General features: G+C 52.9%; 14 protein-coding genes and 2 pseudogenes. 11 read left to right on the top strand and 5 right to left on the bottom strand.

The window, feature by feature from the left end:
* Window positions 1-31 precede the first annotated feature (31 nt).
* Window positions 32-652 carry a tyrosine-type recombinase/integrase gene (locus BFP89_RS02700; RefSeq protein ID WP_015371100.1) on the bottom strand — a complete coding sequence of 207 codons (621 nt, stop codon included), beginning with the start codon at window positions 650-652 and terminating at the stop codon, window positions 32-34.
* Window positions 653-769: 117 nt separating this feature from the next.
* Window positions 770-1,564 (bottom strand): AraC family transcriptional regulator, encoded by a 795-nt coding sequence (locus BFP89_RS02695; protein WP_041931406.1) that lies wholly within the window; start codon window positions 1,562-1,564, stop codon window positions 770-772.
* Window positions 1,565-1,652: 88 nt separating this feature from the next.
* On the opposite strand from BFP89_RS02695, the gene BFP89_RS02690 reads away from it, so the two are divergent.
* Window positions 1,653-2,900: an MFS transporter gene (locus tag BFP89_RS02690; RefSeq protein WP_015371105.1), complete on the top strand. Its 1,248-nt coding sequence runs from the start codon at window positions 1,653-1,655 to the stop codon at window positions 2,898-2,900.
* On the opposite strand, the gene BFP89_RS02685 is transcribed toward BFP89_RS02690, so the two are convergent.
* Window positions 2,813-3,724: a LysR substrate-binding domain-containing protein gene (locus tag BFP89_RS02685; protein ID WP_015371104.1), complete on the bottom strand. Its 912-nt coding sequence runs from the start codon at window positions 3,722-3,724 to the stop codon at window positions 2,813-2,815. The two genes, BFP89_RS02690 and BFP89_RS02685, sit on opposite strands and share 88 nt — an antisense overlap.
* A gap of 145 nt (window positions 3,725-3,869) precedes the next feature.
* Here BFP89_RS02685 and BFP89_RS02680 point away from each other — a divergent pair, with 145 nt between their 5' ends.
* The 5 genes and pseudogenes from BFP89_RS02680 to BFP89_RS29615 form a co-directional block, all read left to right on the top strand.
* Window positions 3,870-5,267, top strand: a complete 1,398-nt coding sequence (locus BFP89_RS02680) for an amidohydrolase family protein (RefSeq protein WP_015371103.1) — start codon at window positions 3,870-3,872, stop codon at window positions 5,265-5,267.
* A gap of 11 nt (window positions 5,268-5,278) precedes the next feature.
* Window positions 5,279-5,752 (top strand): DMT family transporter, encoded by a 474-nt coding sequence (locus tag BFP89_RS02675; protein ID WP_015371102.1) that lies wholly within the window; start codon window positions 5,279-5,281, stop codon window positions 5,750-5,752.
* 39 nt (window positions 5,753-5,791) lie between these two features.
* On the top strand, window positions 5,792-6,652 hold the full coding sequence (locus tag BFP89_RS02670) for an SMP-30/gluconolactonase/LRE family protein (protein WP_065883888.1): 861 nt from the start codon (window positions 5,792-5,794) through the stop codon (window positions 6,650-6,652).
* A 1,090-nt stretch (window positions 6,653-7,742) separates the two neighbouring features.
* Complete coding sequence (locus BFP89_RS02665) at window positions 7,743-9,308, top strand: DUF6119 family protein (RefSeq protein WP_065883886.1); 1,566 nt, start codon at window positions 7,743-7,745, stop codon at window positions 9,306-9,308.
* Window positions 9,309-10,577: 1,269 nt separating this feature from the next.
* A pseudogene (locus BFP89_RS29615) lies at window positions 10,578-11,249 on the top strand (integrase arm-type DNA-binding domain-containing protein); the annotation flags it as partial.
* A 540-nt stretch (window positions 11,250-11,789) separates the two neighbouring features.
* On the opposite strand, the gene BFP89_RS02655 reads toward BFP89_RS29615, so the two are convergent.
* Window positions 11,790-14,651, bottom strand: a complete 2,862-nt coding sequence (locus BFP89_RS02655; protein WP_065883884.1) for a DNA methyltransferase — start codon at window positions 14,649-14,651, stop codon at window positions 11,790-11,792.
* Window positions 14,652-14,870: 219 nt separating this feature from the next.
* Between BFP89_RS02655 and BFP89_RS26965 the strand changes: the two are divergent.
* The 4 genes and pseudogenes from BFP89_RS26965 to BFP89_RS02635 all read left to right on the top strand — a co-directional run.
* Window positions 14,871-15,208, top strand: a pseudogene (locus tag BFP89_RS26965) (transposase); the annotation flags it as partial.
* Window positions 15,209-15,424: 216 nt separating this feature from the next.
* Window positions 15,425-17,719, top strand: a complete 2,295-nt coding sequence (locus BFP89_RS02645; RefSeq protein ID WP_065883880.1) for an AAA family ATPase — start codon at window positions 15,425-15,427, stop codon at window positions 17,717-17,719.
* The gene (locus BFP89_RS02640) at window positions 17,716-19,563 is read left to right on the top strand and encodes a UvrD-helicase domain-containing protein (protein ID WP_065883878.1); all 1,848 of its coding nucleotides are present in this window, start codon (window positions 17,716-17,718) and stop codon (window positions 19,561-19,563) included. The genes BFP89_RS02645 and BFP89_RS02640 overlap by 4 nt, the downstream gene beginning before the upstream one ends.
* A gap of 188 nt (window positions 19,564-19,751) precedes the next feature.
* On the top strand, window positions 19,752-21,182 hold the full coding sequence (locus tag BFP89_RS02635) for an IS1182 family transposase (protein ID WP_065883876.1): 1,431 nt from the start codon (window positions 19,752-19,754) through the stop codon (window positions 21,180-21,182).
* A 290-nt stretch (window positions 21,183-21,472) separates the two neighbouring features.
* Here the strand turns inward: BFP89_RS02635 and BFP89_RS02630 are convergent, their stop codons facing one another.
* The gene (locus BFP89_RS02630) at window positions 21,473-22,441 is read right to left on the bottom strand and encodes a hypothetical protein (protein ID WP_065883874.1); all 969 of its coding nucleotides are present in this window, start codon (window positions 22,439-22,441) and stop codon (window positions 21,473-21,475) included.
* Window positions 22,442-23,295: 854 nt separating this feature from the next.
* Between BFP89_RS02630 and BFP89_RS02625 the strand changes: the two genes are divergently transcribed.
* Window positions 23,296-23,556, top strand: coding sequence for a DUF6124 family protein (locus tag BFP89_RS02625; protein WP_065883872.1), 261 nt, complete (start codon window positions 23,296-23,298; stop codon window positions 23,554-23,556).
* The last annotated feature ends 173 nt before the right edge of the window (window positions 23,557-23,729 follow it).

Below are 23,729 nucleotides of genomic sequence, written 5' to 3'. Positions count from 1 at the left end.
ACGGCCTGACTTCGACCGTCGCTATGCATGATCAAACCTCAGTCTGTTCCGCCATCTCCAGGGCGTCATCGACCTCAATACCCAGATATCGAACAGTGCTCTCCAGCTTCGTATGGCCGAGCAGCAACTGAACCGCCCGTAGGTTCTTCGTTCTGCGATAGATTAGTGATGCCTTCGTACGTCTCATTGTGTGAGTGCCATACATGGCTGGATCAAGGCCTACGGCTTTCACCCAGCCTTTGACGATACGAGCGTATTGACGAGTGGATAGATGGTCTGAGGTATGTAGCCGGCTAGGAAAAAGGCAGTCCTCGCTGCGAAGTTGTGCCTGATGTATCCAGGCCACGAGAGCTGACCGTGTTTGCTCAGTGATCTCAAACTGCACTGGTCGCTGCGTTTTCTGCTGCATCACCATGGCTCGTGATGATACGTGCTCGCCATGGGCGACATCACGCACGCGGAGCTTGGTTAAGTCGCAGGCTCGAAGCTTACTGTCGATGGCCAGATCGAAGAGAGCCAGATCCCGGGTTCTTTTCGCAATTTGAAGCCTTACTCGGATGGCCCAGATATCTCTCAGTCGGAGTGGGGCTTTCTGCCCGACTAGTTTTCCTTTGTTCCAGGGCTGACGGCCGCAGGTAGCGATGATGTTCATGACAAGTCCTCCACGTGTGGAAAGACAAGGATGGCTAATCAGAGCGACGGTCGCTAACCGGCCAATAGCAGACAGATCGTTCTACAGCCTCGGCGCTTTGTATCAGCCAGCAGAGCACTAGCGCAGAGAGGAAAAATACTGAGTAGGCGGTTTACCCAGTGCTTTCTTGAACATAGTGATGAATGCATTAACAGAGTCATATCCCAGGATGCCCGCCACACGTTGCACGGATACCCCCTCCGCCAAATGACTCAGTGCGATCATCAAATGCAATTGTTGACGCCAGCGTCCGAAGCTCAGCCCGGTCGTGCTTTCTACAAGCCTGGCCAGCGTTCGTTCACTGGTTGCAAGCCGAGTGGCCCACTCGCGCAACGTGGTTCGGTCGCCTGGATCTGAGAAGAGCGTATCCGCGATTTGTTTGATCTTGGGGTGGTCTGATATCGGCAAATGCAGCTCTTTCAGCGGGGCATCGGAAAGCTGCTCAAGCAGCACTGCAACCAGCCGAGCTGTCTTGCCCTCGGAATGGTAAGCAGGTTCCTGTTCAGCGAGATGCAGGACCATCTCCCGAACAAGGGGCGTAATGGCAACCGTGCAGCATTCTTCAGGCATGGCTGCCGCACCGGGCTCAACGAACAGAAAGCAGGTCCGGGCGTTTTCGGTCACTCGGCAACTGTGCGGCGTGCCGCCCGGGATCCATACGGCGTGCTGGGGAGGGACAAGCCAGAGTGCATTTTGCACCTCACAGCTCACTGCGCCATGCAAAGACAGGATGAGCTGGCCTTTGCGATGATCATGCGGACGGGCACCCGAATCATTGAGGTCAGGCGCAACCTTGAGGGCAATCGCTGCCTGGGCGAAAAGGTCTGAATCGAAATCTTCCGGCGAGGAAACGACATTTTTTGAGCTTGGCATAATTTAGATATCAGGTGTCTTGATATCTATATTAGCCGGTTCTGAAGTTCTCTACAGTTGTCTTCTTTTAAGAGGACAGATAAAGAATATGTCAGATACAAAAAACAAGTGGCATGCCATCGCGCTCGTCGCAGGCATTCTGCTTATCGCCGTGAACCTGCGCGTTCCCTTTACCAGCATCGCGCCCGTTTTGCCGCTGATCCAGAATGATTTTGGCTTGAGCGCCTCAGCTCTAGGCCTGCTTACTTCACTGCCATTACTTGCCTTTGCAGCCTTCTCCCCGCTCAGCGCATCGGTCGCCCGCAGGTTCGGCATCGAGCGCACGCTTTTCGGTGCACTGTTGGTCATTTCAGCGGGCATCCTGCTCCGCTCCGCAGGCAGCGCATGGGTGTTGTACGCCGGTACGATATTGATAGGCACTGGGATCGCCCTGGGCAACGTGCTGCTGCCCGGCCTGATCAAACGCGACTTCTCGACAAAAATGGCGTCCATGACCGGCGCTTATTCCATCACCATGGGTGCAGCGGGCGCTGTCGGTTCAGCCGTAATAGTTCCGCTGACCCAATCATGGGGATGGCCGATTGCCCTGAGTTTGTTGGTCGCAGCCCCGTTGTTGGCGCTGGTGGTGTGGCTGCCGCAGTTGAAAAAACACGAACACGTAAATCTGTCAGGTCCGAAACAAGCGCCAACCGTGGCCGTCTGGCGTTCGCCGCTGGCATGGCAGGTCACACTGTTCATGGGGCTGAACGCGATGCCTTTTTATGTCGCCGTCGGCTGGCTGCCGACCATTCTGATGGACCATGGCATATCCCCGGAGCAAGCAGGCACGGTACACGGCACGCTTCAACTGACGACGGCCATTCCCGGCTTGATTCTGGCGGCCACGCTTCGTCGTCTCAAAGACCAGAAACTGGCAGCCGCTACCGTCAGCCTGTTAACCGCCTCATCCCTGATCGGGCTCATTTACGCGCCAGACTACGCCATGTTGTGGGCCGCGGTCCTGGGCTTCGGCTCTGGTGCCAGCATGATGCTCGGCCTGACCTTCATCGGCTTGCGCACAAAAAATGCCGGTGACACGGCGGCACTTTCAGGAATGGCGCAGTGCGTCGGCTACCTGATGGCAGCCGCAGGCCCCTTGCTGCTGGGCCAACTGCACGACTGGACCGGTGGCTGGACAGGACCGCTGCTGATCACAGCCGCAATCTCCGTAGCCGGAGCATTCACCGGCATGCTGGCCGGGCGCAACGTTCAACTTGAATCTGCTGAATCATCGTCGCGAACAAGCCCAGCAATCCAGTCAGCGAATGCGCTCACAGCTGGCGATAAAAAGCGCTGATGCGGGTATAGCAGGTGAACAGGAACCGATGCGGGCTGCCAGTCAGCAAGCACTTCGACCAGTCGCCCTTCTCGCAGATGCTCGCTGACCACGTTCTCAGCGAGCTGCACCAGCCCGAAGCCTTCAAGGCACATTTTGATGTAAAGCCCAGTCTCGTTGACGGCCGCTGTGCCGTTCACCGGGACTGAGATTTTTTCGGTACCACGGGCAAAGCGCATTTCACCTGCTTGCCTTGCGCGGCCCGAGAAGTAATGGATGGCCCGGTGGTGAGACAAATCTTGCGGATTTTGCGGAGTGCCGTTCTCTTCGAGATAGGCGGCAGACGCACAGGTTACCCAGCGAAACCGACCGAGTGGGCGCGCAACGAGCGTTGAGTCATCGAGCTCGCCTGTACGAATAACGCAATCGACACCCTCTTGAACCAGATCAACCTGCCGATCGTTGACGCCTATCATCAGGTAGATATCCGGGTAGCGCCTGTAGAAGTCTTGCAGGTTTGGCATGACGATGAAGTGTGCAATGCCACCCGGCATATCGACACGCAAACGCCCCTGTGGCCGTTTTACGGAATCCGTCAGGCTGGTCTCTGTGTGTTCGATCAGCTCCAATATTTCCCGGCATTGCGCCAGATATTGTGCGCCCTCAGAGGTCAGGCTGACCCGACGCGTTGTTCTGTTCAGCAGGCGTACCTGCAAGTACTTCTCAAGATTTTTAACGCTGCTGGTAACCGTGGAGGCCGGCAGAGAGAGCGTCTGCGCCGCCTGGATAAAGCTTCCTGCTTCAGCCACACGTACGAAAACCTGCATCGCTTGAATACGGTCCATGACTGTTAGCAGCCTCAAAGCAGTGATCGGGTAAAGTCGTTATTATTCGTATATATTGAATAATAAAAACAGTTTAACCATCTTTTTCCCGCAGTATCGCATTGCGTACATTGCTTCCAACGAAATTTGAAGAGGTGTACAGAAAATGGCTGAATATAACCGCAGCATTGTGCAGGCCCCGACCGCTCAGGCCGCCCGCACCCTTATCCGCGGCGCCACTGTGCTGAGCATGGACGGTGATATCGGCAATCTGGCGCGCGGCGATATCCTTATCGAAGGCAGCACCATCACGGCCATAGGTGAAAACATCGAGGCCGGCGACGCTATGGTTATCGAGGCATCCGGCATGATTGCCATGCCCGGCATGGTCGATACGCATCGTCACTCCTGGGAGGGCCAACTGCGTCGAATCAATCCGAATGCCGAAACCCTGGAAGACTACTGCAACGCAACGCACTTCTCGTTCGCCAAATACTATCGCCCGGCTGACATGTATATTGGCAATCTACTGACTGCATTGGGGTGCATCGATGCGGGCATCACGACCGTGGTCGATAACTCGCACAACAGCCGCACCGGCGCGCACTCCGACGCCGCGGTCGAGGCGCTGCTCGATGCTGGTATCCGGTCTGTACACGCCTCCGGTGCGCCAGTTTCTGGTGAGTGGGACAAAGCCCACTGGCCCGGCAACCTGGAGCGTCTCCAGGGGAAATACGTCAAGAACGGTGACAACCCGCTGCTCTCGCTGGCGGTAATGGCGCAGCTGGAGCCTGAGCTATGGGCTGAGGCCCGGCGCTTGGGGCTGCCTATCATTACCGAATTCTTCGGCGGGGACATGGCAGCTGAGTTGGAGGGTTTGCATCGCGAGGGTCTGCTGCGCCCCGATAACATCTTCAACCACTGCACAGCGCTGCCGGACGCCGGCTGGAAAATCATTCGCGAGGCTGGCGTGCGGGTCAACGTATGCCCGCGTTCAGATGCCCACTACGGCATTGAAGATGGAATGTTCGCCATGCAGTCGGCCCAGCGTCACGGCATCAGCCCGGGGCTGAGTGTCGATAACGAAACCTCCTATAGCGGTGACATGTTCATGGAGATGCGGGTGGCGTTCTACCTGCAACGCGTCATGGGCATGCACCAGCAGCGCTGCTGCGGCGCAGAGCATCATCCGGTGACCCTGTCGGCTCATGGCCTGCTCAAAGCCGCCACTCTTGACGGCGCCACCTGTGCAGGATTGCAGGACAAAGTCGGCACCCTGACCCCCGGCAAACAGGCCGACCTGATCCTTATCAATGCGCAGGACATCAACCTTTACCCGTCGGGTAACGCATTCGGCACCGTGGTACACGCGGCCGAACGCAGCAATGTCGACACGGTCATGATTGGCGGGCGCATCGTCAAGCGCGGCGGCAAGGTGCTGGGCGTGGACAGCGAAAGGCTGCGTGCAGCAATCGACGAATCCCGTGAGCATCTGTTTGCTGCCGCAGGCTACCAGCCGGATATTTTTGCCGAGACATTCATGCCGCTTGAGTCAGCCAAGTAAGGAGGCGCGAAATGAACGCAGCTTACTACCTGCTGGCCATCGCCGCGGGGCTTGGCATTACCCTGCAGACCACGCTGAATGGTCAACTCGCTAAAGGTGTGGGTGGAGATTCCGTAGCGGCGGCGCTGTTCTCATTTACTGCCGGAGCGGTGTGCCTGGGCGTCTTTTCATTGATGCGTGGCGGGATAGTGGCCTCACTGGCGGCTATACCTGCCCAGCCCTGGTGGAGCCTGCTGGGCGGTCTGCTGGGTGCCGGTGCCTTGCTTAGTTATGTGGTGCTTGCGCCAAAAATCGGCCTGTCAGCCCTGCTGGGCCTCGCTATCGCAGGTCAGATTATCTCCTCACTGGTTATCGATCATTTCGGATTGATGGGGGCATCGGAAAGGCCGGTGTCTCTCATCAAGTTGGCCGGGTCGATGGTGATGCTCGCAGGACTGGCCATCGCCCTGTTCGGTGACAGGTGGTCAGCGCTTTTCTCCAACTGACTGCCTTGTTTGCCCCATCCTGTTTCGTAGGACGCAACCATGTTTAAAACCCTAAGCGGCACCACCAGTCTTCTTGGCGAGTGCCCTGTCTGGTGTGAAAGAACGGAACGCCTGTTCTGGACCGATATCCCTGGTTGCGAACTGCTTGCTCTGGACCCCGTGAGCGGTGAAGTACAGCACTGGCGAGTGCCCGAGCCGCTGGGGTCGTTCGCCCTTACGACCAATACAGACGTATTGCTAATGGGATTGGCCTCCTGCCTAGGTTATTACAACCTGAGTACTCTTCGCTTCACCAAAATTACCATCACGCCTGGAGTACCCGGAACCCGGGTCAATGATGGCCGCTGCGACCGTATGGGCAACTTTGTGTTTAGCACTATGGATGCCGGTGAGGCGGTGCAAACTATAGGGCGATTTCACCGGTTCAATGCCGCGACGCTCAAGACTGAAACGCTGGACCTTCCCGAAGTGGCGATCCCGAACAGCATCTGTTTTAGCCCGGACGGTTCCACCATGTATTACGCGGACTCCCTGCAAGGATGCATTTTCTGCTGCGATTACCCGTCGCTAGAAAACCAGCGTGTATTCACTACAGTCAACGGTCAGGGTGCTCCAGACGGTTCTTGTATTGATGCGCAGGGCTTTCTCTGGAATGCGGAATGGGGCGGTAGCAGAGTCGTGCGTTACGCGACTGACGGCAAAGTTGACAGCGTGATCGACTCCCCGTGTATTCAGACCACTTGTCCGGTGTTAGCGGGACTTGGTTATGAAACGCTTTACTGCACCAGCGCACGGATAGGGCTGGATAAGCCGGCAGATTTCGATGGCACGCTGATAAAAGCCGAAGCCGTTTTAGCTGCCGGATCCCCTGAAGAGCGATTTACAGGACGACTGCACTGAATAGTAGGTTCTAGCCTGTCGCGCCGTTCTGAATGCCAACTTGGTAGACGCGTATGAATGACCGCTTCTGGCCGATTTATGCCTGTTGCGAAGGGCCGCTTTTGGCCGAGAGCGGACTTTTTGGGTTACCCCTCGCTCCGCTAGATACCTGCATGAGACGCTTCGACCTCAGCAGACCTAATCCTGCAGTGCGGTATAACCCACTTGCAATAGACACGCTCAGTGCGAATCGAGTAGTGTCTCAAAATGCTTAGCTTAATCGTTATGGACAATTTGATTCCGGAAAAGGAATGAAGAAATTAGAAATTGGTATATCTATATTTTGAAGCTTGAGCTGAACTCATGGTACGTGGGTACAGCTAAAGGGTTGAGATCAAGGCTGCGAAGCCATGGTAAAAAAAGCCCTTACTCTACATTAAATAAAAATGGCGCCATCAGATATATAGATAGCGGCCTCACGGGAAAGAGAAAAGCAACTCACTTACATGCGGCCTTTAGATCAATTGGCGATTGTTTCTGGGTGACAGAGATTGAAAATACTATCACTGTAGCTCTGGGACAAAAGTATGGCTTCGATAAAGTTAGGGGTGGTTCTATAATTCACCCTTGGAATCACAAGCTAAGTGATATTAAAGTGGAAGACCTAATTCGACGATTTAGTTGTAGTGATATTAGACTTAAATACAAGCTAAACGAAATAAATTTAACTCAAGAAAAGCCATTTGTCTTCCCGCTCACTCGGCGAAGGAATACATAGCAAGGCATTCAAGCACGCTCGCCGGACGCGCTTTCAGCGCGCCAGTCCAGTCCCAGTGAGACTGTCCGCTTTGGGCCGGTTGCGGCGCTTCGAGGGAGGGAACATCCGCCCCGAAGCTGACATCAGGCGATGGGGATGTTCGTAGATTTCAAATCCACCTATGTCGGTTCGATTCCACCCTCGGCCTCCACGCTTACCCAACGAGCAGTCACCCAAGGGTAGCTTTGTGCTAGCATCAGATTCGCAGGCTTTTTTCTGCACCTACAGGATGGCACCTCATACCTGGTTCTGACAGCACTATCGGGTAAGTGGTTTCACAACCAGGGGATTGGTATGGCGGCCCTCAATATATTTAAAATATACACTGCCCAACTGGATAATTTGGTCGAGTCATTAACAGCTAATAACCTTACGTTCGTACAAGAAATAGAACGTGAGCACGAAGAGAAACGTTTTAATCTGAGGCTCTTCTTTACACAGAGTGCCTATCCCACTCCAATAAAGTGGACCGCCGACCTAGCAAAAAATTTTCAAATCGAAGAAAAGAGCACCCCTCATTACGCCGCCGCCGTGATAGTTACCTTTGATGATCAAGCATTTGTATTAAGTTATGGATCAGCGCACTTCTATATCTCGAAATTTTCCGATCTCGACTTCGGTATAGATATAGCCAGTCGACTGCTGAGCTCGTTCAAAATAAAAAGTTCGCAAGAGTTTGCCGGAAGCCGATTAAGAAGCATCGACACATATAAAATCATTTCAGATCTGGCGTATGAAGCTGGTGAAACTGTCGATTACATTCGAGGTATTCCAGCTGACATCACAATGTGGGGGCGGAACATCAGTTGCGGACATTCAGTTCATCTGAGGCACCGAAAATTTGGAGTAGAAAACTGCCATCTCATATGCCAGAGACTCGTCAGAGTGCTTGAAGGTGATATTGTAAAACAGATTCCTCGACGAATTATGATCCATCAACAAGACGTAATTCTTCAACAAGATCAAAAGTTGATAGAAGCGATTGAAAACGATCTGTATATGGCCGACATCAGTCCAACGCAGCTATCAGGTGTCGCTCTGATGTTTCCTGAAGAGCGCGACTATGTGCTTAGGACACCCAAACAACGATTTGTCTTGAATGACGAACTTGAGTTGACGACGCTTCGTACCATTGCACGTGAAGATTTCGATGGAGATTATGAAGCGCTATTCAATGCAACAGTTGCTATTTTGGGTGATGATGGCGAGAGGCAGATAACAACACTCAAGGACATCTTGGATTACAAGGATGAAGAAGGCTACTATCTCGAGGGTGGTAGGTGGCATCGATATGATTTAACTTACCTGAATACAATTCGTCAAGAAGTCAATCGGATTGACACTAGATTTTCGATTGAAATGCCTCTATTTAATTATGAGGCTTTTGAGATTTGGAAAGGACAGCAGACCGGCAGAGTTAAATATGCCGAGCGCTTTGTCAACGTAACACTGGCCGAAAACTTTGGGTACTGTGACGGCGATCGTGATTTGAGCTCACCCGAAGGTGCTACGGTAGAAGTTGCCGATCTTTTTAAGGATGAGACGATCTTCATCGTAAAAATTGGAGAACCGCAAAAACTGAATTATGCAATTGACCAGGCGATGGCGTCTCTTAGTGTTCTTGAACGAAGCTCATTCATTGCTCAAGTAAATGGAACAGACTTTTATGTAAAGCAGGTATGCTTATGGTTATTTATCGAACGCCAAACAGACATTGAACGCCTGTCTGATCTGAATTCTCTTATATTCCTCACTAAGCTGGCCAACTGGAGAAAGTTCACACTTCTACGCGGAAGAATCCCCATAGTAAACATTAGTTACAGGCGCACGCCCCAACAAAACACTGCTGCGCGACGATAGCGAACCAGTCCCAAAAATACTCCCAGATCAATTGTACCTCTAGGGAAGACTTGGGTCAGCCCGTTGCCCGATGCCTGAATCGTCCATAGTTTCCCAGATACCAGCGACTGGCTCCTATTGGCCGAACGCGTGCGCTTGTGAGAGGCCTCTTCGGGAATGGGGCCGCTTCCCGGCTGGTCGTCCGCTTTTGGCCGAGGCAGCGTAAAGACGTTTTTGAGCACGTCTGATGCTCAAAACCGGACTGAAAATCGCGTTTCTACGCGAAATCCACATCTGCTGACGTGCCGATAAATTTAAGATTTAACGCGGATGCCCACACTGCAATTTTGGCGAAGCGTTTTACACACTCTGGGCCGATTGCTGCCTTCCACAGCAATAATCACGGTCAGCAATCAATAAACCAGTTGTAAAATTGGTATCCCGCGCTAACCGACACCGCACATGTGCCCAGCGTCAATAGAGGCCACTGTCCTTCGACACCAAGCCACCACTGCACCTTGAACAGAAGAGCTCCCACCAACACGCAGGCCAGAACACCAAGAGCCAGGCCAACCAAAGCGAACAGCCGAGCCCCTAACCCTGGGTTTCCGCCGTGCCAGTTCTCACTCAGGCAAAAGGGGCAATGATTGGACGAAGGCGAATACCCCCAGAAACCACGGCTATATGACGCCCTCGGAACCATCGCGTTGCCACAGTTGTGGCAGGTAACCATCGAGTGTCTCATACCGCACCTCAGCTCAAATCGTCCTAGATGAGCCCATGGTGCGCTACCGCGGAAAAAACCCAACCGCGTGACCTGACATGTACCCAGCACCCGGTCTGAGCTGGACATCAAACCCTCCTGGCCAGGCAACCGAGGTTATGCTGTACACGAATGAGTTTATTGAATGCTCGCCGGTGGCTGACTGGCCTCGCCCGGTCGCATAACGATAACTCAGGACGCCAGTTCAACTCCTCAAATAGCCGCTCATCGGAAATACGTGCACGGGGGCATTTATGGGGGCACTTACTAATAAATCTATAAAAAAATCTACTTAAAACAATAGCCTATTTAAATATTTTAAATCCCCCCGGCTCCACCAATTCAACAAAAAAAGACGTCCATGGACGTCTTTTTTTGTGTCTGAAATCCAGTGAATACGGGGGTTTCAGGGCCACGGGAGGCTTTCCAGGCTCTGTGAGTTCCAGGCAGTTTGGTATTCCCAACGGTATTCCCGGCTACCCGGCGCTAATCTTGGGAATACCAAAAGGTGTCATGGAGTACTTCTCATGTGCGCTCAAACCACCCGCCTCTCCGACCGCCAGCTCAAGGCGGTCAAACCGAAAGACAAGGATTACGTCCTCACCGATGGCGACGGGCTCCAGCTGCGAGTCAGGGTCAATCGCTCGATGCAGTGGAATTTCAACTACCGGCATCCAGTAACCAAGAACCGAATCAACATGGCACTCGGCTCTTATCCCGAGGTTTCTCTTGCGCAAGCGAGGAAGAAAACCGTTGAGGCCAGAGAGCTGCTTGCACAGGGCATCGACCCAAAAGCTCAGCGCAATGAGCTGCAAGAAGCCAAACGAGCGGAAACGGAACATACGTTCGAGAACGTAGCCATCGCCTGGTTCGAATTGAAGAAGGATTCCGTCACCCCGGCGTATGCCGAAGACATCTGGCGCTCACTCACACTGCATGTTTTTCCAAGCATGAAATCAACGCCGTTGTCGGAAGTGAGCGCGCCAATGGTCATCAAACTGCTTCGTCCGATTGAAGCTAAAGGCAGCCTCGAGACGGTTAAGCGAGTGAGCCAGCGCCTTAACGAGATCATGACCTACGGGGTCAACTCCGGAATGATCTTTGCCAACCCTCTCAGCGGCATTCGAGCGGTGTTCAAGAAACCCAAGAAAGTGAATATGGCCGCGCTACCACCTGATGAGCTTCCGGAGCTGGTAATCGGTGAGGTCATGTCAACTTTAGGGACATTTGATCATTCATGGGTTGAAGTCGATGGCAAGATTTTTGATATAGCGGTTTCCTTACCTGATAAAGGTGGGGTAGATGTTGGGCCGCCGATATTTTCAAACCTCGATCTGGACTCAGCGCAGCCGACTCAACTTAGATATGGAGTCAGAACAACCATTGGGCTTCATGAGCACGGATTAAAGATTGCTCACAAAACCCTGGATGAATATTCAAAGATGCAGAATCCAAATGGCGCTGTCTGGGATCTGACGTCATTGATAGCGGATCTGTGCGGATTCAGCTTGGATACGGACTACCTGAAGAGAGAGTATGGCCATGTGAGACTTATAATTCGCGGACAAGAACTGCGTCTATGATCTTTTCCCTCAGCTAACCCCGGGAATCGGATGTCTCTAGCCGATTGCTACCCTCGTCACCGGCAGCAATCGGCCATAGTCGGACGTTCTTAGATATCTGCATATGGCAAAACGGCGTCATCACGCTCCGACTCAGAACAAAATGCAAATCCTAGTTTAACTACGATGGCCAAAAGCATCAGTACTTACCAGTGATTCAGGATGTGGGTAGGAGGGAGGCAAGCCCGGACCGTTAACCGCTTGTCCAGCAGCAATCTGCGTGGCGACTGCGTGATTAAGGTTGAGCAATCCTTCAAGCAAATCTTGCTTGGCAGAAAAGCCGTAAGCCTTCAGCACCGAGGTATCAAGGATCGCATGAGCGTCTTTGAGGGGGTTCTTACCGGGTACATCAATGGTGCGATAGAGGGCACGAAGGCCTCCATCGAGATGTTCCAAGGCTTGATCGCGCACCTGACGCAAATGACGTCCTGCATTCACCACCGCGTCGATCTCGGCAACGCTTACATCTTGCGGCCAAGGAAAGGTATCAAACACTGATTCCGAGGTGTAGCGCGGGTCCGACTTCATATTAGAGCATTTGGCATGAAACCATTTGTAATGTGCAGCCGATTGTAGGATGCCGAAGCTGTAGTCATCAGCGAGGGCAAATACTTGAAGCGCGTCACCGGGACGTATGGTCGCATCAATGAATGTGAAGATTGGACGCTTCGTGACCCGGGAGCAGGTGAGGTAGCGCGGGACTTCTTTGATGGCATCAATCAAATCCTCACGTCGACGCCAATGTTTCCACCAGTAGTTAATAGATGTTGCTCGCTCAGAAGCCTCTGATTTTGCCAACATATCTGGAAGTACGTTTGTTTCCAAATGGGCAAAAACCTTCTTGAAACGCTTGGCTTGGAGAACGTCCATATCGCCAAGGTCGATAATATTGCGGGCGAGCTGGCGACCACTAAGCAGATCATCACCAACCAGATATGGGTGAATGATGACTTGCTCGTTTTCAGGCATCGCGGATTTAGCGAAGTTGTCCAGTAGAAAACCAGAATGACCAGGGGTAATACCTTGGCAAGTAACGACCTGGCTGTTGCAGGATAGTTTTTCTGCAGCCCCCACATCTACCTTATCCGACAACGACGCGTTGATATGCGTCACTATGCGCATATCCAGTTCGTAATCCTTGCTTGCATGTCCGCTACCACGAGCCTTGCGAGCTTTGGGTGCCTGTTCAATCTTGTACCACAACCTCCGGCCTTTCGGCAGCAATGCAGCATCTTGAGATTTAATCCAGTTAGCGATAGAAACGTGTACGTTGGCTTCTCCGGACCAGGGTTGGTTATCAATGGCCTCGATCACTGTACCGCTTGCACAAATGAAGTCTAAACCACCGATGCGACTAGCATTATTGCGGATATTCTGCGTACCAACCAAACCTGCACGCCCAGACGGCCAGTCGTTCATGGTGCTTTCAGCTAGGTGCAGTTCTGCACGGCGGAACCAGTAAACGCAGAAATCTGCCATGCCCGGTACTTCTGGGTAGGCGTTACGCAAACGCTTGACATAGTCTGCACCATGTTTGGGTTTGAGTAGTTTAGCGCCTAGAAATGGAGGGTTACCTATGATCACGTCGACTTCTGGCCAAGGGGTACGAGCTCCGTCATCGAGTATCAAGGCATCACCGATACTGAAGTTGGCGTCGAGATTATCCAGCGGAAGTGCTTGCTCCTGAACATGTAGTTCCTCGATAGCCAACTTGTGCGCCAGCATCATCGTTACCTTGGCTAATTCAACCGCGAATGGATTGATGTCCATGCCGAAAAAGTTACGTGTGGAGACAAAGCCCATCGGCCTCTGGGATGCGTCAATGCTCTTGTACTCACCCATGCGCTCGTAAATGACAGCTTCCAGGCGTTTGATCTCACGGTAGGCGATATAAAGGAAATTACCTGAGCCGCAAGCCGGGTCCAGCACCCTGAAGCTCTCGATACGCATCAGGAGGTGCTCCAGCTCCGTTAGCGTTTTCGCGTTGTCGATGCGCTGCCGCCAAGGCTCGACAATCGTCGGTCCAACCACCTTCATGATGTCCACAGGGCTTGTGTAGTGGGCACCGTAGGCACGGCGCTCGTCGGAGTCCATGCTGTGCTCAAAGATGGCGCCGAATATCTCCGGTCGCACCTGCGACCAGTCGAACTTGGCTGCTTCCTTGAGCATCACAATTTCGTCCGCGCTGAGTTCGATGCGAGCAGGATTGGCAAATAGGCCACCGTTGAAATAGGGAACACCCTTGAAGCGGCCTCCGGGTGTTCTGCCGGGGGTGTTCATCTCCACGAATAGCTGTCCGATCAGGTCATAGGCAAGCGCCGGACTTGTGCAGTCATCTAGTAGTCGGGTTAAAAAATATTTCTCAAGTAGGCCAATATCTTCTGCGAACAGCGACATTAGGATTTGAAGCGTGAAACGCTGAGCAAGATCACGATCAACATTTCGCTTGATCAAAGAGCGAAAAAGCAGCACTAACTGATCGGCGGCTTTACGTGTGACGCTTTCTTGGTGGTTACCGAAGACAGGCTCTGTGGGAGCAGCGAATAGAAACGCCAGCGGCCCAAATCGCTCTGGCAACTCACTGAGACGGACCTTGTCGACCGGGCTGTCCATCTGGCTATTGAAATCGAAGATCCAGAACTCATCGAAGTTACACAGTACGACATAATTCGGGCGGTTGGGAACCAAGCGGGTCCAGTATGTGAAAGCCTGAGAGTAATGCTTGGAGAGGTCCTCACCGCGCTTTTTCATCTCCACTAACACCACTGGTTTCCAGACCAAATCCGCAAAGCTGGTGCCCTTGTCCGCCTTCTTAACGCGCATTTCGCAGACGGCGCCTGCTTCCTTAAAGCCTGCATGACCGAAGGCTCGAAAAAGTTGATCCAAGAAAATTTGGGCCTCACCTTTCTCATCGCCGATAATGTGATCCGAGCACCATTGAACAAATTGCTGAAGGGGAGCTTTACAGATAGCGGTCATGTCGGATGTGCGTCCTGCAATGGTTAGGAGTTGTGTAGCACGTAAAATTTCGCTGGCTACTGTACTACGCTACGTAAAAATTTATGTTCAAATCGCCATCATTATGGGTACCTCAGGCCGTTTGCCATTCGCGAGCGGCGGCTCCTGGCCCAGAGTGTGTAAAAACGCCTTCGCGAACCCTTGCTATGATTTCTGAGGATTTCATCGCAGGGATCGCCCATGAAGCGCTTTATCCAAGGTAAACATCGAGGCCAAGGCACCTTACTTCTCGAGGGCCTCGACGACTACGTCAGCGTTATCAACCCGGTGCGCGTAGTCCACGTCTTTGTCAATGACACTCGACCTGGTCTCCTTGGGTTTTGACGGTGCTATCCCAGCCGACACAGGCCGGCCTGCTTATCACCCGGCGCATCCAGTCGAGCCGACGCCTGGAACGAGAAGTCCAACGTAACGTCGAGCTGATGTGGCTGACCGGGCGGTTGATACCCGACTTCAAGACCATCGCTAACCTCCGAAAAGACAACAGCAATGCCATCCGGGGCGTCTGTCGCCAGTTCCGCAGCATTTACCGTGCGATCGCTCAGCCAACGAAGGTCGATGATCCAACGATGAGGTCAAAGCGTTTTACACACTCTGGGCCGAAAGCTGCCGCTCACGAACGACTACTTTCGGCCAAAAAATAAATTTCTCTCCATTGTTCTCTCTTTGATTGTTATAGGCAGCTAGCTATATTGATAGCAAATTGATACTCCTCAGGCTTTCAAGGACGACCCATGCGCATCCAGCACGTAGAGATATCTAACTTTCGAAAACTGCTTTCTGTCCGAATTGACTTCGCTAATGAGACCACTCTGCTTGTAGGTGCAAACAACAGCGGCAAATCCTCCGCTATGCTGGCACTCCGGAGATTTTTGGTTTCGAAGGCTTCTGCTTTTCGGCTCCAGGATCTGACTCTTTGTCATCTCGCCAAGCTGGACGAGATTGGGAAGGACTGGGAGAACCCACCAGCAAACTATGAAATTCCTACAGCCAAGGACTGGGCCGACTGGCTCCCTAGTCTGGATATCTGGGTGTCGGCAGATCAAGGAGAGTTCCACTTCATCCGCGATCTCATACCCAGCTTTGAGTGGCGAGGGGGGCTTGTAGGAATGCGTTTCCTGCTTGAACCAGATGATATGAATATGTTGTACACGGACTACCGAAAGGAGCGCGCGAGGGTTGCAGAGCTTGAGGATGCTCTAGGGAAGGAAGACCCGCCTGGTAGCCCGCTGACACTATGGCCGCAGAGCCTTCATGATTACTTGAACCGTCGTCTGGGAGATAAATTCAAGATTCGTTGGTACCGCCTAGATCCACAACAACTTAAGAAGCCTGACAAGTCGACTCGAATGGCGCAAATGCAGCAATTGGGCCCTACTGCCCTGCCCTTGGAAAGCAATCCTCTCAGTGGATTAATTCGAGTACATGAAATTAATGCACAGCGGGGATTCGGCGACCATTCGGACGACAATCAAGGCGATAGCACTAGACCCAGCGGCGCTCGAAAACTCTCGGAACAACTCAGATCTTATTACTCCCGACACCTTGATCCAGGTGACAGCCCAGATATTTCAGATCTCGAAGCGTTGCGGGCGATAGAAGCAGCCCAGTCGGCATTCGATACGAAGCTAGGTAGCAGCTTCGAACCTGCTATTAGAGAGGTCGAGGGATTGGGCTACCCCGGCCGCAATGACCCACGCATCAAAGTCGCAAGTCGCCTGGCAACAACTGACGGCATGAATCATGAAGCGGCCGTCCTTTTTGAGTTGGATTCAATCCAGGGCGCTCCAGGAGCCCCTCCTCTTCACTTACCAGAGACCGCTAACGGGTTGGGATATCAAAACCTGATATCTATGATTTTCCGGCTGATGGGCTTCAGGGACGAGTGGCTGAGAAAAACCAGGGCCGCCAGCACTGAAGTAATAGACCGCGTCGAGCCCATCCACCTAGTGCTCATTGAAGAGCCTGAAGCCCACCTTCATGTTCAAGTGCAACAAGTGTTCGTGCGGCACGCCTACCAAGTTCTATGCCGAGACGCTTTGCTTGAACGCTACCCAAATCTGAAGACTCAGCTTTTGGTGAGCACGCACTCCAGCCATGTAACACATGAAGTGGAGTACCAGAACCTTAGGTATTTCAGGCGACTCCCAGCTGGGATGTACGGCATCGGTGTACCGGTGTCGACGGTCTCTAATCTCTCTAACGTGTTCGGCGAGGGAACAAAGACGAAGGAGTTCGTAACCAGGTATTTGCGTGCACAGCACGCGGACATATTCTTCGCCGACGCCGTCATCTTGGTAGAGGGTTCAGCAGAGCGAATGATGCTGCCGCATTTTTTGCGAAATAAGTTTCCATTCCTTGACCGCTGCTACATCACAACTCTCGATATCGGTGGTAGTCACGCACACCGACTAAGGCCTTTAATTGACGCCCTTGGCATACTCACCCTGGTTATTACAGACCTCGATGCAGGGCTTAATAAAGCTGCAAAACCGGTGCAAAGAAACGCAGATCAGATTACGAACAATCCGACGTTGCGGAGCTGGATGAAACTGATGCATCTGGGCAGCACAGTGGATGAGCTGCTTGAGCTGCCAGCGAACCAAAAAGAGCACCAAATCGACGACCTGTACTCGGTACGCATCGCCTATCAAACTCCTATTTCCACCCACCTGCCCGCTACTGGTAAAGCAATACAAGCTCTTCCAAATACCTTTGAAGACAGCTTCGTGCTTAGCAACGCTGGTCACTTTGCGGAAAAGACAAACAGTACTGGTCTGATGAAGGCTTTCGTAAAAGTTTTGAATGAAGCGCAAACATCGGAAGCCGTCGGAGAAGGATTTTTCAACGAATTACGCGAAGGAAAGAAAGCAGAGTTTGTGTTGCTCGTTTTGGGCGACAAAAACTTTCCCAGCCTCGAAATCCCTGAATACATCTGTGAAGGCCTCAACTGGCTTGAGTCCAAATTGCGAAGCAAGCAAAAAGAGCTGCTGGTAATTCCACCCGAGGGCGTGGAGGTGACGCCATGAGCGAGGCACCTATCGCAGATGCCGACACCATTATGCAGGCTTGCCTGAATCTGGCAGACCCGAAGAGTTTTTTTCTTTACGCAGGTGCTGGCTCAGGAAAAACCCACTCACTCGTCGAAGCTATCCGCGAACTCAAAAGTCGCGAGCGAGAACGCCTGACATTCGAGGGCAGGCGCATTGCGGTGATCACCTATACAAACGCAGCCTGCGATGAGATTCTTCGGAGGCTAGAGTATGATCCACTCGTGGAAGTCTCGACCATTCACGCGTTCGCCTGGCGCCTAATCCAAGGATTCGACAACGAGATCAGAGAGTGGCTAAGAATCAAACTTGCCCAGGACATTGAAAAGATCGAGGGCGAGCTAGCACGCTCGAGAGGCGACAATAAAACATCTCGGGCAAACAGACGGAAGCTACAAAGCAAAATACGCAGGCTTGAGACTCTCGACGAGATTACGAAGTTCATCTACAGCCCCGCTGGCGACAACAGAGAGCGGCAAGCACTTAATCACGATGAGGTCATCAAGTTAACTGCAGCATTCGTTCCTGAACGCCCTTTGCTGGATGTTCTAGTAGACCGCTACCCAGTTGTATTGATCGACGAAAGTCAGGACACCCACGCTCCAGTAATGGAGGCTTTTCTGAAAGTCCAGCAATTGGCGCAGACACGCTTCTGCTTAGGGCTACTGGGCGATACCATGCAACAGATTTACGGCCATGGAGTAACGCGCCTTGATAAAGCGATACCGGGTGACTGGCTGAAACCTGAAAAGGTCGTTAATCGCCGCTGCCCTCGTAGGGTGGTAGACCTTATCAACGTGATTCGAAGCACTGCCGACACTCATCAGCAGACCCCAAAACCTGATGCCATTGAAGGCGTAGTGCGCATGTACTGCATTAGTCAAAGCCAAGAACAGGCATCGAATCTTGAGGAAGGAATCGCTCATTCGATGGCTGCAATCACCGACGACGGAGAATGGGCTACCGGCCCTGAAGGCCGAAAGACCTTGATCCTCGAACATAAGATGGCTGGACGGCGAATGGGGTTCGAGAAGCTGTTCACGCCCCTACACGCGGTTGAGCACCTTCAAACAGGCTTGCTGGATGGAACCCTGCCCGCACTTCGCGTTTTCAGCGAAGGCGTTCTTCCCATTCTTACCGCAAAGGACGATCACTTCCTTCTGCTTGAAGCAGTACGCTCTCGCTCTCCTTTGCTCAGTAAGGACGCTATGCAATCAACAGGGGATCAATCGGCCCACATGCAGCGTGTAGAGGAAGCGACGCACGCCCTGCTCTCTCTTTTCGAAAGAAACGATCCAACACTGAGCGAGGTCGCAACGCTTCTGTTGCAAACCCAACTACTTGATGTCCCTGAAAATCTGGTTGGGGCAATGGTGTTGGGAGCTCCTGGTGAGGCTCCAGATCCTAAAGATACGAACGCGATGACCAACTACGCCTACCAGCTATTCCTTGAGCGTCCATTTTCGGAGCTGGCAGCCTTTGCGAGTTACGCGGATGGCCTTTCACCCTATGGTACACATCAAGGGGTAAAGGGGCTGGAGTTTCCACGAGTCATGGTCGTCATCAACGATGAAGAGGCAGGCGGTTTCTTATTCAGCTACGACAAATTGCTGGGTGTAAAAGAACCAACAAAGACAGACCGAGACAACGAGCGTGACGGCAAGGACAACGCACTAGCACGTACTCGTAGGCTGCTTTACGTGACATGTAGTCGGGCTGAAAAGAGCCTGGCGATTGTAGTATATACACCCCAGCCGACGCTGGCTAAGCGAAACGTTGTTGCTGCTGGCTGGCTTCATGAGAGCGAGGTCGAAATCCTGTGAGGCCTTCCTCCTAGGATTGAGTCGCCCTAGTTGCGTAGACTCTTCCGGGCGTCATAGTGAGGCTATATGAGCGAGCTCCCTTTTTTGAGCAGGGCTTCCGCCAGCGGCTGCTTTTGGCCCAGAGTGTGTAAAAACGCCTTCGCGAACTCTTGCTATGATTTCTGAGGATTTCATCGCAGGGATCGCCCATGAAGCGCTTTATCCAAGGTGAACATCGAGGCCAAGGCACCTTACTTCCCGAGAGCCTCGACGACTACGTCAGCGATACCAATCCGGTGCGGGTAGTCGACGTCTTTGTCGACGAACTCGACCTGGTCAGTCTGGGTTTTGAGGGTGCTATTCCTGCTGACACAGGCCGGCCGGCTTACCACCCCGCGATCCTGCTGAAGATCTATATCTACGGTTATCTCAACCGCATCCAGTCGAGCCGACGTTTGGAGCGAGAAGCCCAACGCAACGTCGAGCTGATGTGGCTGACCGGGCGTTTGATGCCGGATTTCAAGACCATCGCCAACTTCCGAAAAGACAACAGCAAGGCCATTCAAGGCGTCTGTCGCCAGTTCGTTGTGCTGTGTCAGCAGTTGGGACTGTTCGGAGAAAATCTGGTCGCCATCGATGGCAGTAAATTCAAAGCAGTCAACAACCGCGACCGCAATTTCACCAGCGCCAAATTGAAGCGGCGAATGGAAGAAATTGAATCGAGCATCAAGCGTTACCTGGCTGCACTCGATGCTGCCGATCGGCAAGAACCCACAGCTTCCGAGCCAAGCGCCGTGCGGCTGGAAGAGAAAATCGCCAAGCTCAAAACTCAAATGAAGGAGCTTCAAGCGATCGAAATCCAGCTCAATGAATCGCCGGATAAACAGGTCTCACTGACCGATCCAGACGCCCGCTCCATGAAGACGCGTGGCACGGGAATCGTCGGCTACAACGTGCAGACAGCGGTCGATACTCAGCACCATTTGATCGTTGCACATGAGGTGACCAACGTCGGTTCCGACCGCGATCAACTCAGCTCAATGGCCAAGCAGGCCCGCGAGGCTATGGCGTCAGAAACGTTGTCGGTAGTGGCTGATCGAGGTTACTTCAAAAGCGAACAAATCCTGGCTTGTCACGCTGCCGGCATCACCGCCTATGTGCCCAAGCCGATGACCTCTGGAGCCAAGGCAGACGGGCGTTTCAATAACGATGCCTTCCTCTATGACGCGGCAAAAAACGAATACATTTGCCCGGCTGGAGAGGCGCTGATCTGGCGCTATACCAACGTTGAAAAAGGCCTGACGTTGCACCGTTACTGGAGTTCGAAATGCCAGGGCTGCGCGTTGAAGTCGCAATGCACTCCGAGCACGGAACGACGGGTTCGACGCTGGGAGCATGAAGCCGTATTGGAGGAGATGCAGCTTCGGCTGAGCAAAGCGCCGGAGATGATGCGAGTCCGAAAGCGGACGGTTGAGCATCCCTTCGGGACGCTCAAACAATGGATGGGTGCGACGCACTTCCTGACGCGAAAGCTGGCCGGGGTGGGTGCGGAGATGAGTTTAAATGTGCTCGCCTACAACATGAAACGAGTCATGAAAATCATCGGTGCTCACGGTTTGATGAAGGCGCTATCGGCATAAAAAAGCTGATTTTGGCCCATCCCAGAGGCTATAAACAGAGTTGACGTGTTCCAGGTCGCGGCTGATGCAATACGCAGTATTTGCCATGCGCTCGTTCAGCCACGAACGTCAATGATCCAAGACGACGAGGCCTTGAGCGTTTTTACACACTCTGGGCCAGAAGCGGTCACTCATTCCTTAGCTGAACCTCGGCTTCGAACTAGCCGTCGCACTCCAGCCATTTGTTAAGCCTCAAGGTTTATGCTCTTCAAACTGAGGCGCGCCAGTGTTCATCATGGCCTCATGTCTACTTAGGTCGCACCATCAGTCAGCCAGTTCCCGATGAAGCGCGAGCCAAGCGATCCATGGACCACTAGACCGAAAATCGACCCCGCTTCTTGCGAGGGAGTTAGGCCCGCGCTTGTGAGTAGCAGAGCATTGCCGATGGCGACGACTAGCAGAAGGCTTCCGCTCGCCGCCCAGCCGAACTTCGTATGCCAACAAAACCGCGTCGCCGCAATTACGATCAGCCCGAACAAATTCATACCCCAGACAAACTGCTTCGCAATGCCCACGAGTCCTTGAAGCGCTAACGCTCGCTCCGGGGACTCGGGTGCAGCGATCGTACTGACTGCCGAAGACTGTGCTGTCATCTGAACGACGGCCGCTTCGCTCGGCATAACTCGGAAGCCGGCCACAACCAGCACCGTGATGACAACTGCTGCAATTAATCCCGCCCCCAACACCGCTAGAGCGGCTCTCTTTGCTTTGATATAAGAGGGTTCCCCTCGCTTTACACGCTTCCACTCGTGCTTGAGCAGGGGCTTGCCGGCCTCCCGTACAGCGTCACATGCAGAAAGGGCTTCCTTGTGTTCACTTTGGTTGTAGTGCTCCTTTGACTTTTCAAGCGCATCTAGGAAAGTCTTGTTAAGGCTTTGGCCCTCGGCATTATCCTCAGCAGGGTTTATGCGAAAGACTATGTCGTTGTACGACTGGTTTACCCGGACATGGGTGTCTTCCACTTTTTCAGCAATCTCGAACCGATCCTTGTCTTGTCCCGATTGCTCAGAGAAGTTTCTGTAAAGTTCCGAGAGATAGGACAAAGCAGACAAGTACTCGGCCATCGATGATCTTAGCGAGTCGATCCACTGCTGGCGGAACTCAGAGACTTTCTGTTCTTTTGAGGTAATTAGATTAAGGAAGGAAAAGCTACCGGCAATTACCGCAACTGTAATGGCGGCCGCTGCAGCGAGTACCGGGCCATTTATACTGGCATCCATTTTTTCTTCCTTAGCCTAACTACATAGACATTCATTGGCGGATGAGAACTCTCTCGTGAGCGGGCTTGACAGTTTTAATTAAGACTTCTGCGCGAATATTGGGGTTTAGGAGCCAACCTGGCAAGGCCTTTTGCCGCCATGCTTAGCGGATTGCACATTAGCTTGCAGGTCGGGCTTTAGACAAGAGGGGGATTATGTTCCGAAATCACCCGGGCTGTGCCCTTGAATGGCTACTTTTGGCCGGTTTCTGCCTGCTGCCACCTTCCGACTTGGATCGATTGCTACCCGTTGTCCCGACTGCCGCGAGAAGATCACTGCTTATCATGGATGCGAAGCAAAGTTTTCAGATCGAATACAGGCGGGGATAACGGAGTGCTATCTCATAAGGTATTCCATTTGGTATTCCAATCAAAGCACACAAATAATATTAGCTGTAATAATCAATATGATAAGTTACCGTTTCAGATTACCCCGGACGAAGCATCGACAAAACTCGCCTAGTGCGGGTTTTGTTGTTTCTGAGGTTCAAAAAGCCCAGCAGACAGGCCTTCAGAATTTTCCTTCAACATATCGCGCCTTCAATGAACTGGCACAACCCCCTCCACCACGCTAACTTTTCCACGTCGCTGCTCATCAGCGATCGGCTTTGACAGGCCGAAAAGTGTAACCTTTCACACCCCTTGGTAAGACGGCATGCGCTACGCGTTCCGCCTCGTTCATGGTGGCTGTGCGTGGGGCATCTTCGGGTGCGCCGGGTTCCTACACTTCCGGTCTGTCAACCCGCGTACAGCTGCCACCCAATCCTGTTTGACAGCAGGGGGCGGCGGCTCCTTAAACAGTGTGGGAGCTTCATCATGAAAAAGATCACCCCCAATCCCCCAACAACCCTGTTCACCCTCGCCCCAGGCATCCCCGTCGAAACCCTGCTGGTCCAAGCCAGTGAAACCCTCGCCTCCCTGAACGTCATGACCACCGACCTGGCCTTTGAACTGGAAGGCTCACACCGCCACAAGCTGCTGGCGGCTCAGCAACTGGTCGTGCTGGGGGAGTTGTTGCTGGAGCGGATGCTGGAAACTCAGGTATTCACTGTGCAGACAACTGGCGAGAACCCATAGAAACCGACCGCACGATCACTCCGTACCTGCGGCGAGCGAGGCGCCCTCGCCGCTGGACGGAATCGAACCTTGACAGACCAAGCCCTTCATCACCCGCCACCGCGCCGCCCCCTAAAAACCATCAGCCACACCCCATAGACCCCGTCGATCACCCAGTTGCTAATACTGATTAG

Origin of the sequence: Pseudomonas sp. 31 R 17 (assembly GCF_900004915.1) — a bacterium.
Lineage (GTDB): Bacteria > Pseudomonadota > Gammaproteobacteria > Pseudomonadales > Pseudomonadaceae > Aquipseudomonas > Aquipseudomonas orientalis_A.
This window is presented reverse-complemented; position numbering and strand designations above follow the sequence as displayed.

Coding starts and splice junctions, on each gene's coding strand:
- BFP89_RS02690 (WP_015371105.1), top strand. CDS start 1,653: ATGTCAGATACAAAAAACAAGTGGCATGCCATCGCGCTCGTCGCAGGC.
- BFP89_RS02670 (WP_065883888.1), top strand. CDS start 5,792: ATGTTTAAAACCCTAAGCGGCACCACCAGTCTTCTTGGCGAGTGCCCT.
- BFP89_RS02635 (WP_065883876.1), top strand. CDS start 19,752: ATGAAGCGCTTTATCCAAGGTGAACATCGAGGCCAAGGCACCTTACTT.
- BFP89_RS02685 (WP_015371104.1), bottom strand. CDS start 3,724: ATGGACCGTATTCAAGCGATGCAGGTTTTCGTACGTGTGGCTGAAGCA.
- BFP89_RS02680 (WP_015371103.1), top strand. CDS start 3,870: ATGGCTGAATATAACCGCAGCATTGTGCAGGCCCCGACCGCTCAGGCC.
- BFP89_RS02655 (WP_065883884.1), bottom strand. CDS start 14,651: ATGACCGCTATCTGTAAAGCTCCCCTTCAGCAATTTGTTCAATGGTGC.
- BFP89_RS02695 (WP_041931406.1), bottom strand. CDS start 1,564: ATGCCAAGCTCAAAAAATGTCGTTTCCTCGCCGGAAGATTTCGATTCA.
- BFP89_RS02625 (WP_065883872.1), top strand. CDS start 23,296: ATGAAAAAGATCACCCCCAATCCCCCAACAACCCTGTTCACCCTCGCC.
- BFP89_RS02640 (WP_065883878.1), top strand. CDS start 17,716: ATGAGCGAGGCACCTATCGCAGATGCCGACACCATTATGCAGGCTTGC.
- BFP89_RS02645 (WP_065883880.1), top strand. CDS start 15,425: ATGCGCATCCAGCACGTAGAGATATCTAACTTTCGAAAACTGCTTTCT.
- BFP89_RS02665 (WP_065883886.1), top strand. CDS start 7,743: ATGGCGGCCCTCAATATATTTAAAATATACACTGCCCAACTGGATAAT.
- BFP89_RS02700 (WP_015371100.1), bottom strand. CDS start 652: ATGAACATCATCGCTACCTGCGGCCGTCAGCCCTGGAACAAAGGAAAA.
- BFP89_RS02630 (WP_065883874.1), bottom strand. CDS start 22,441: ATGGATGCCAGTATAAATGGCCCGGTACTCGCTGCAGCGGCCGCCATT.
- BFP89_RS02675 (WP_015371102.1), top strand. CDS start 5,279: ATGAACGCAGCTTACTACCTGCTGGCCATCGCCGCGGGGCTTGGCATT.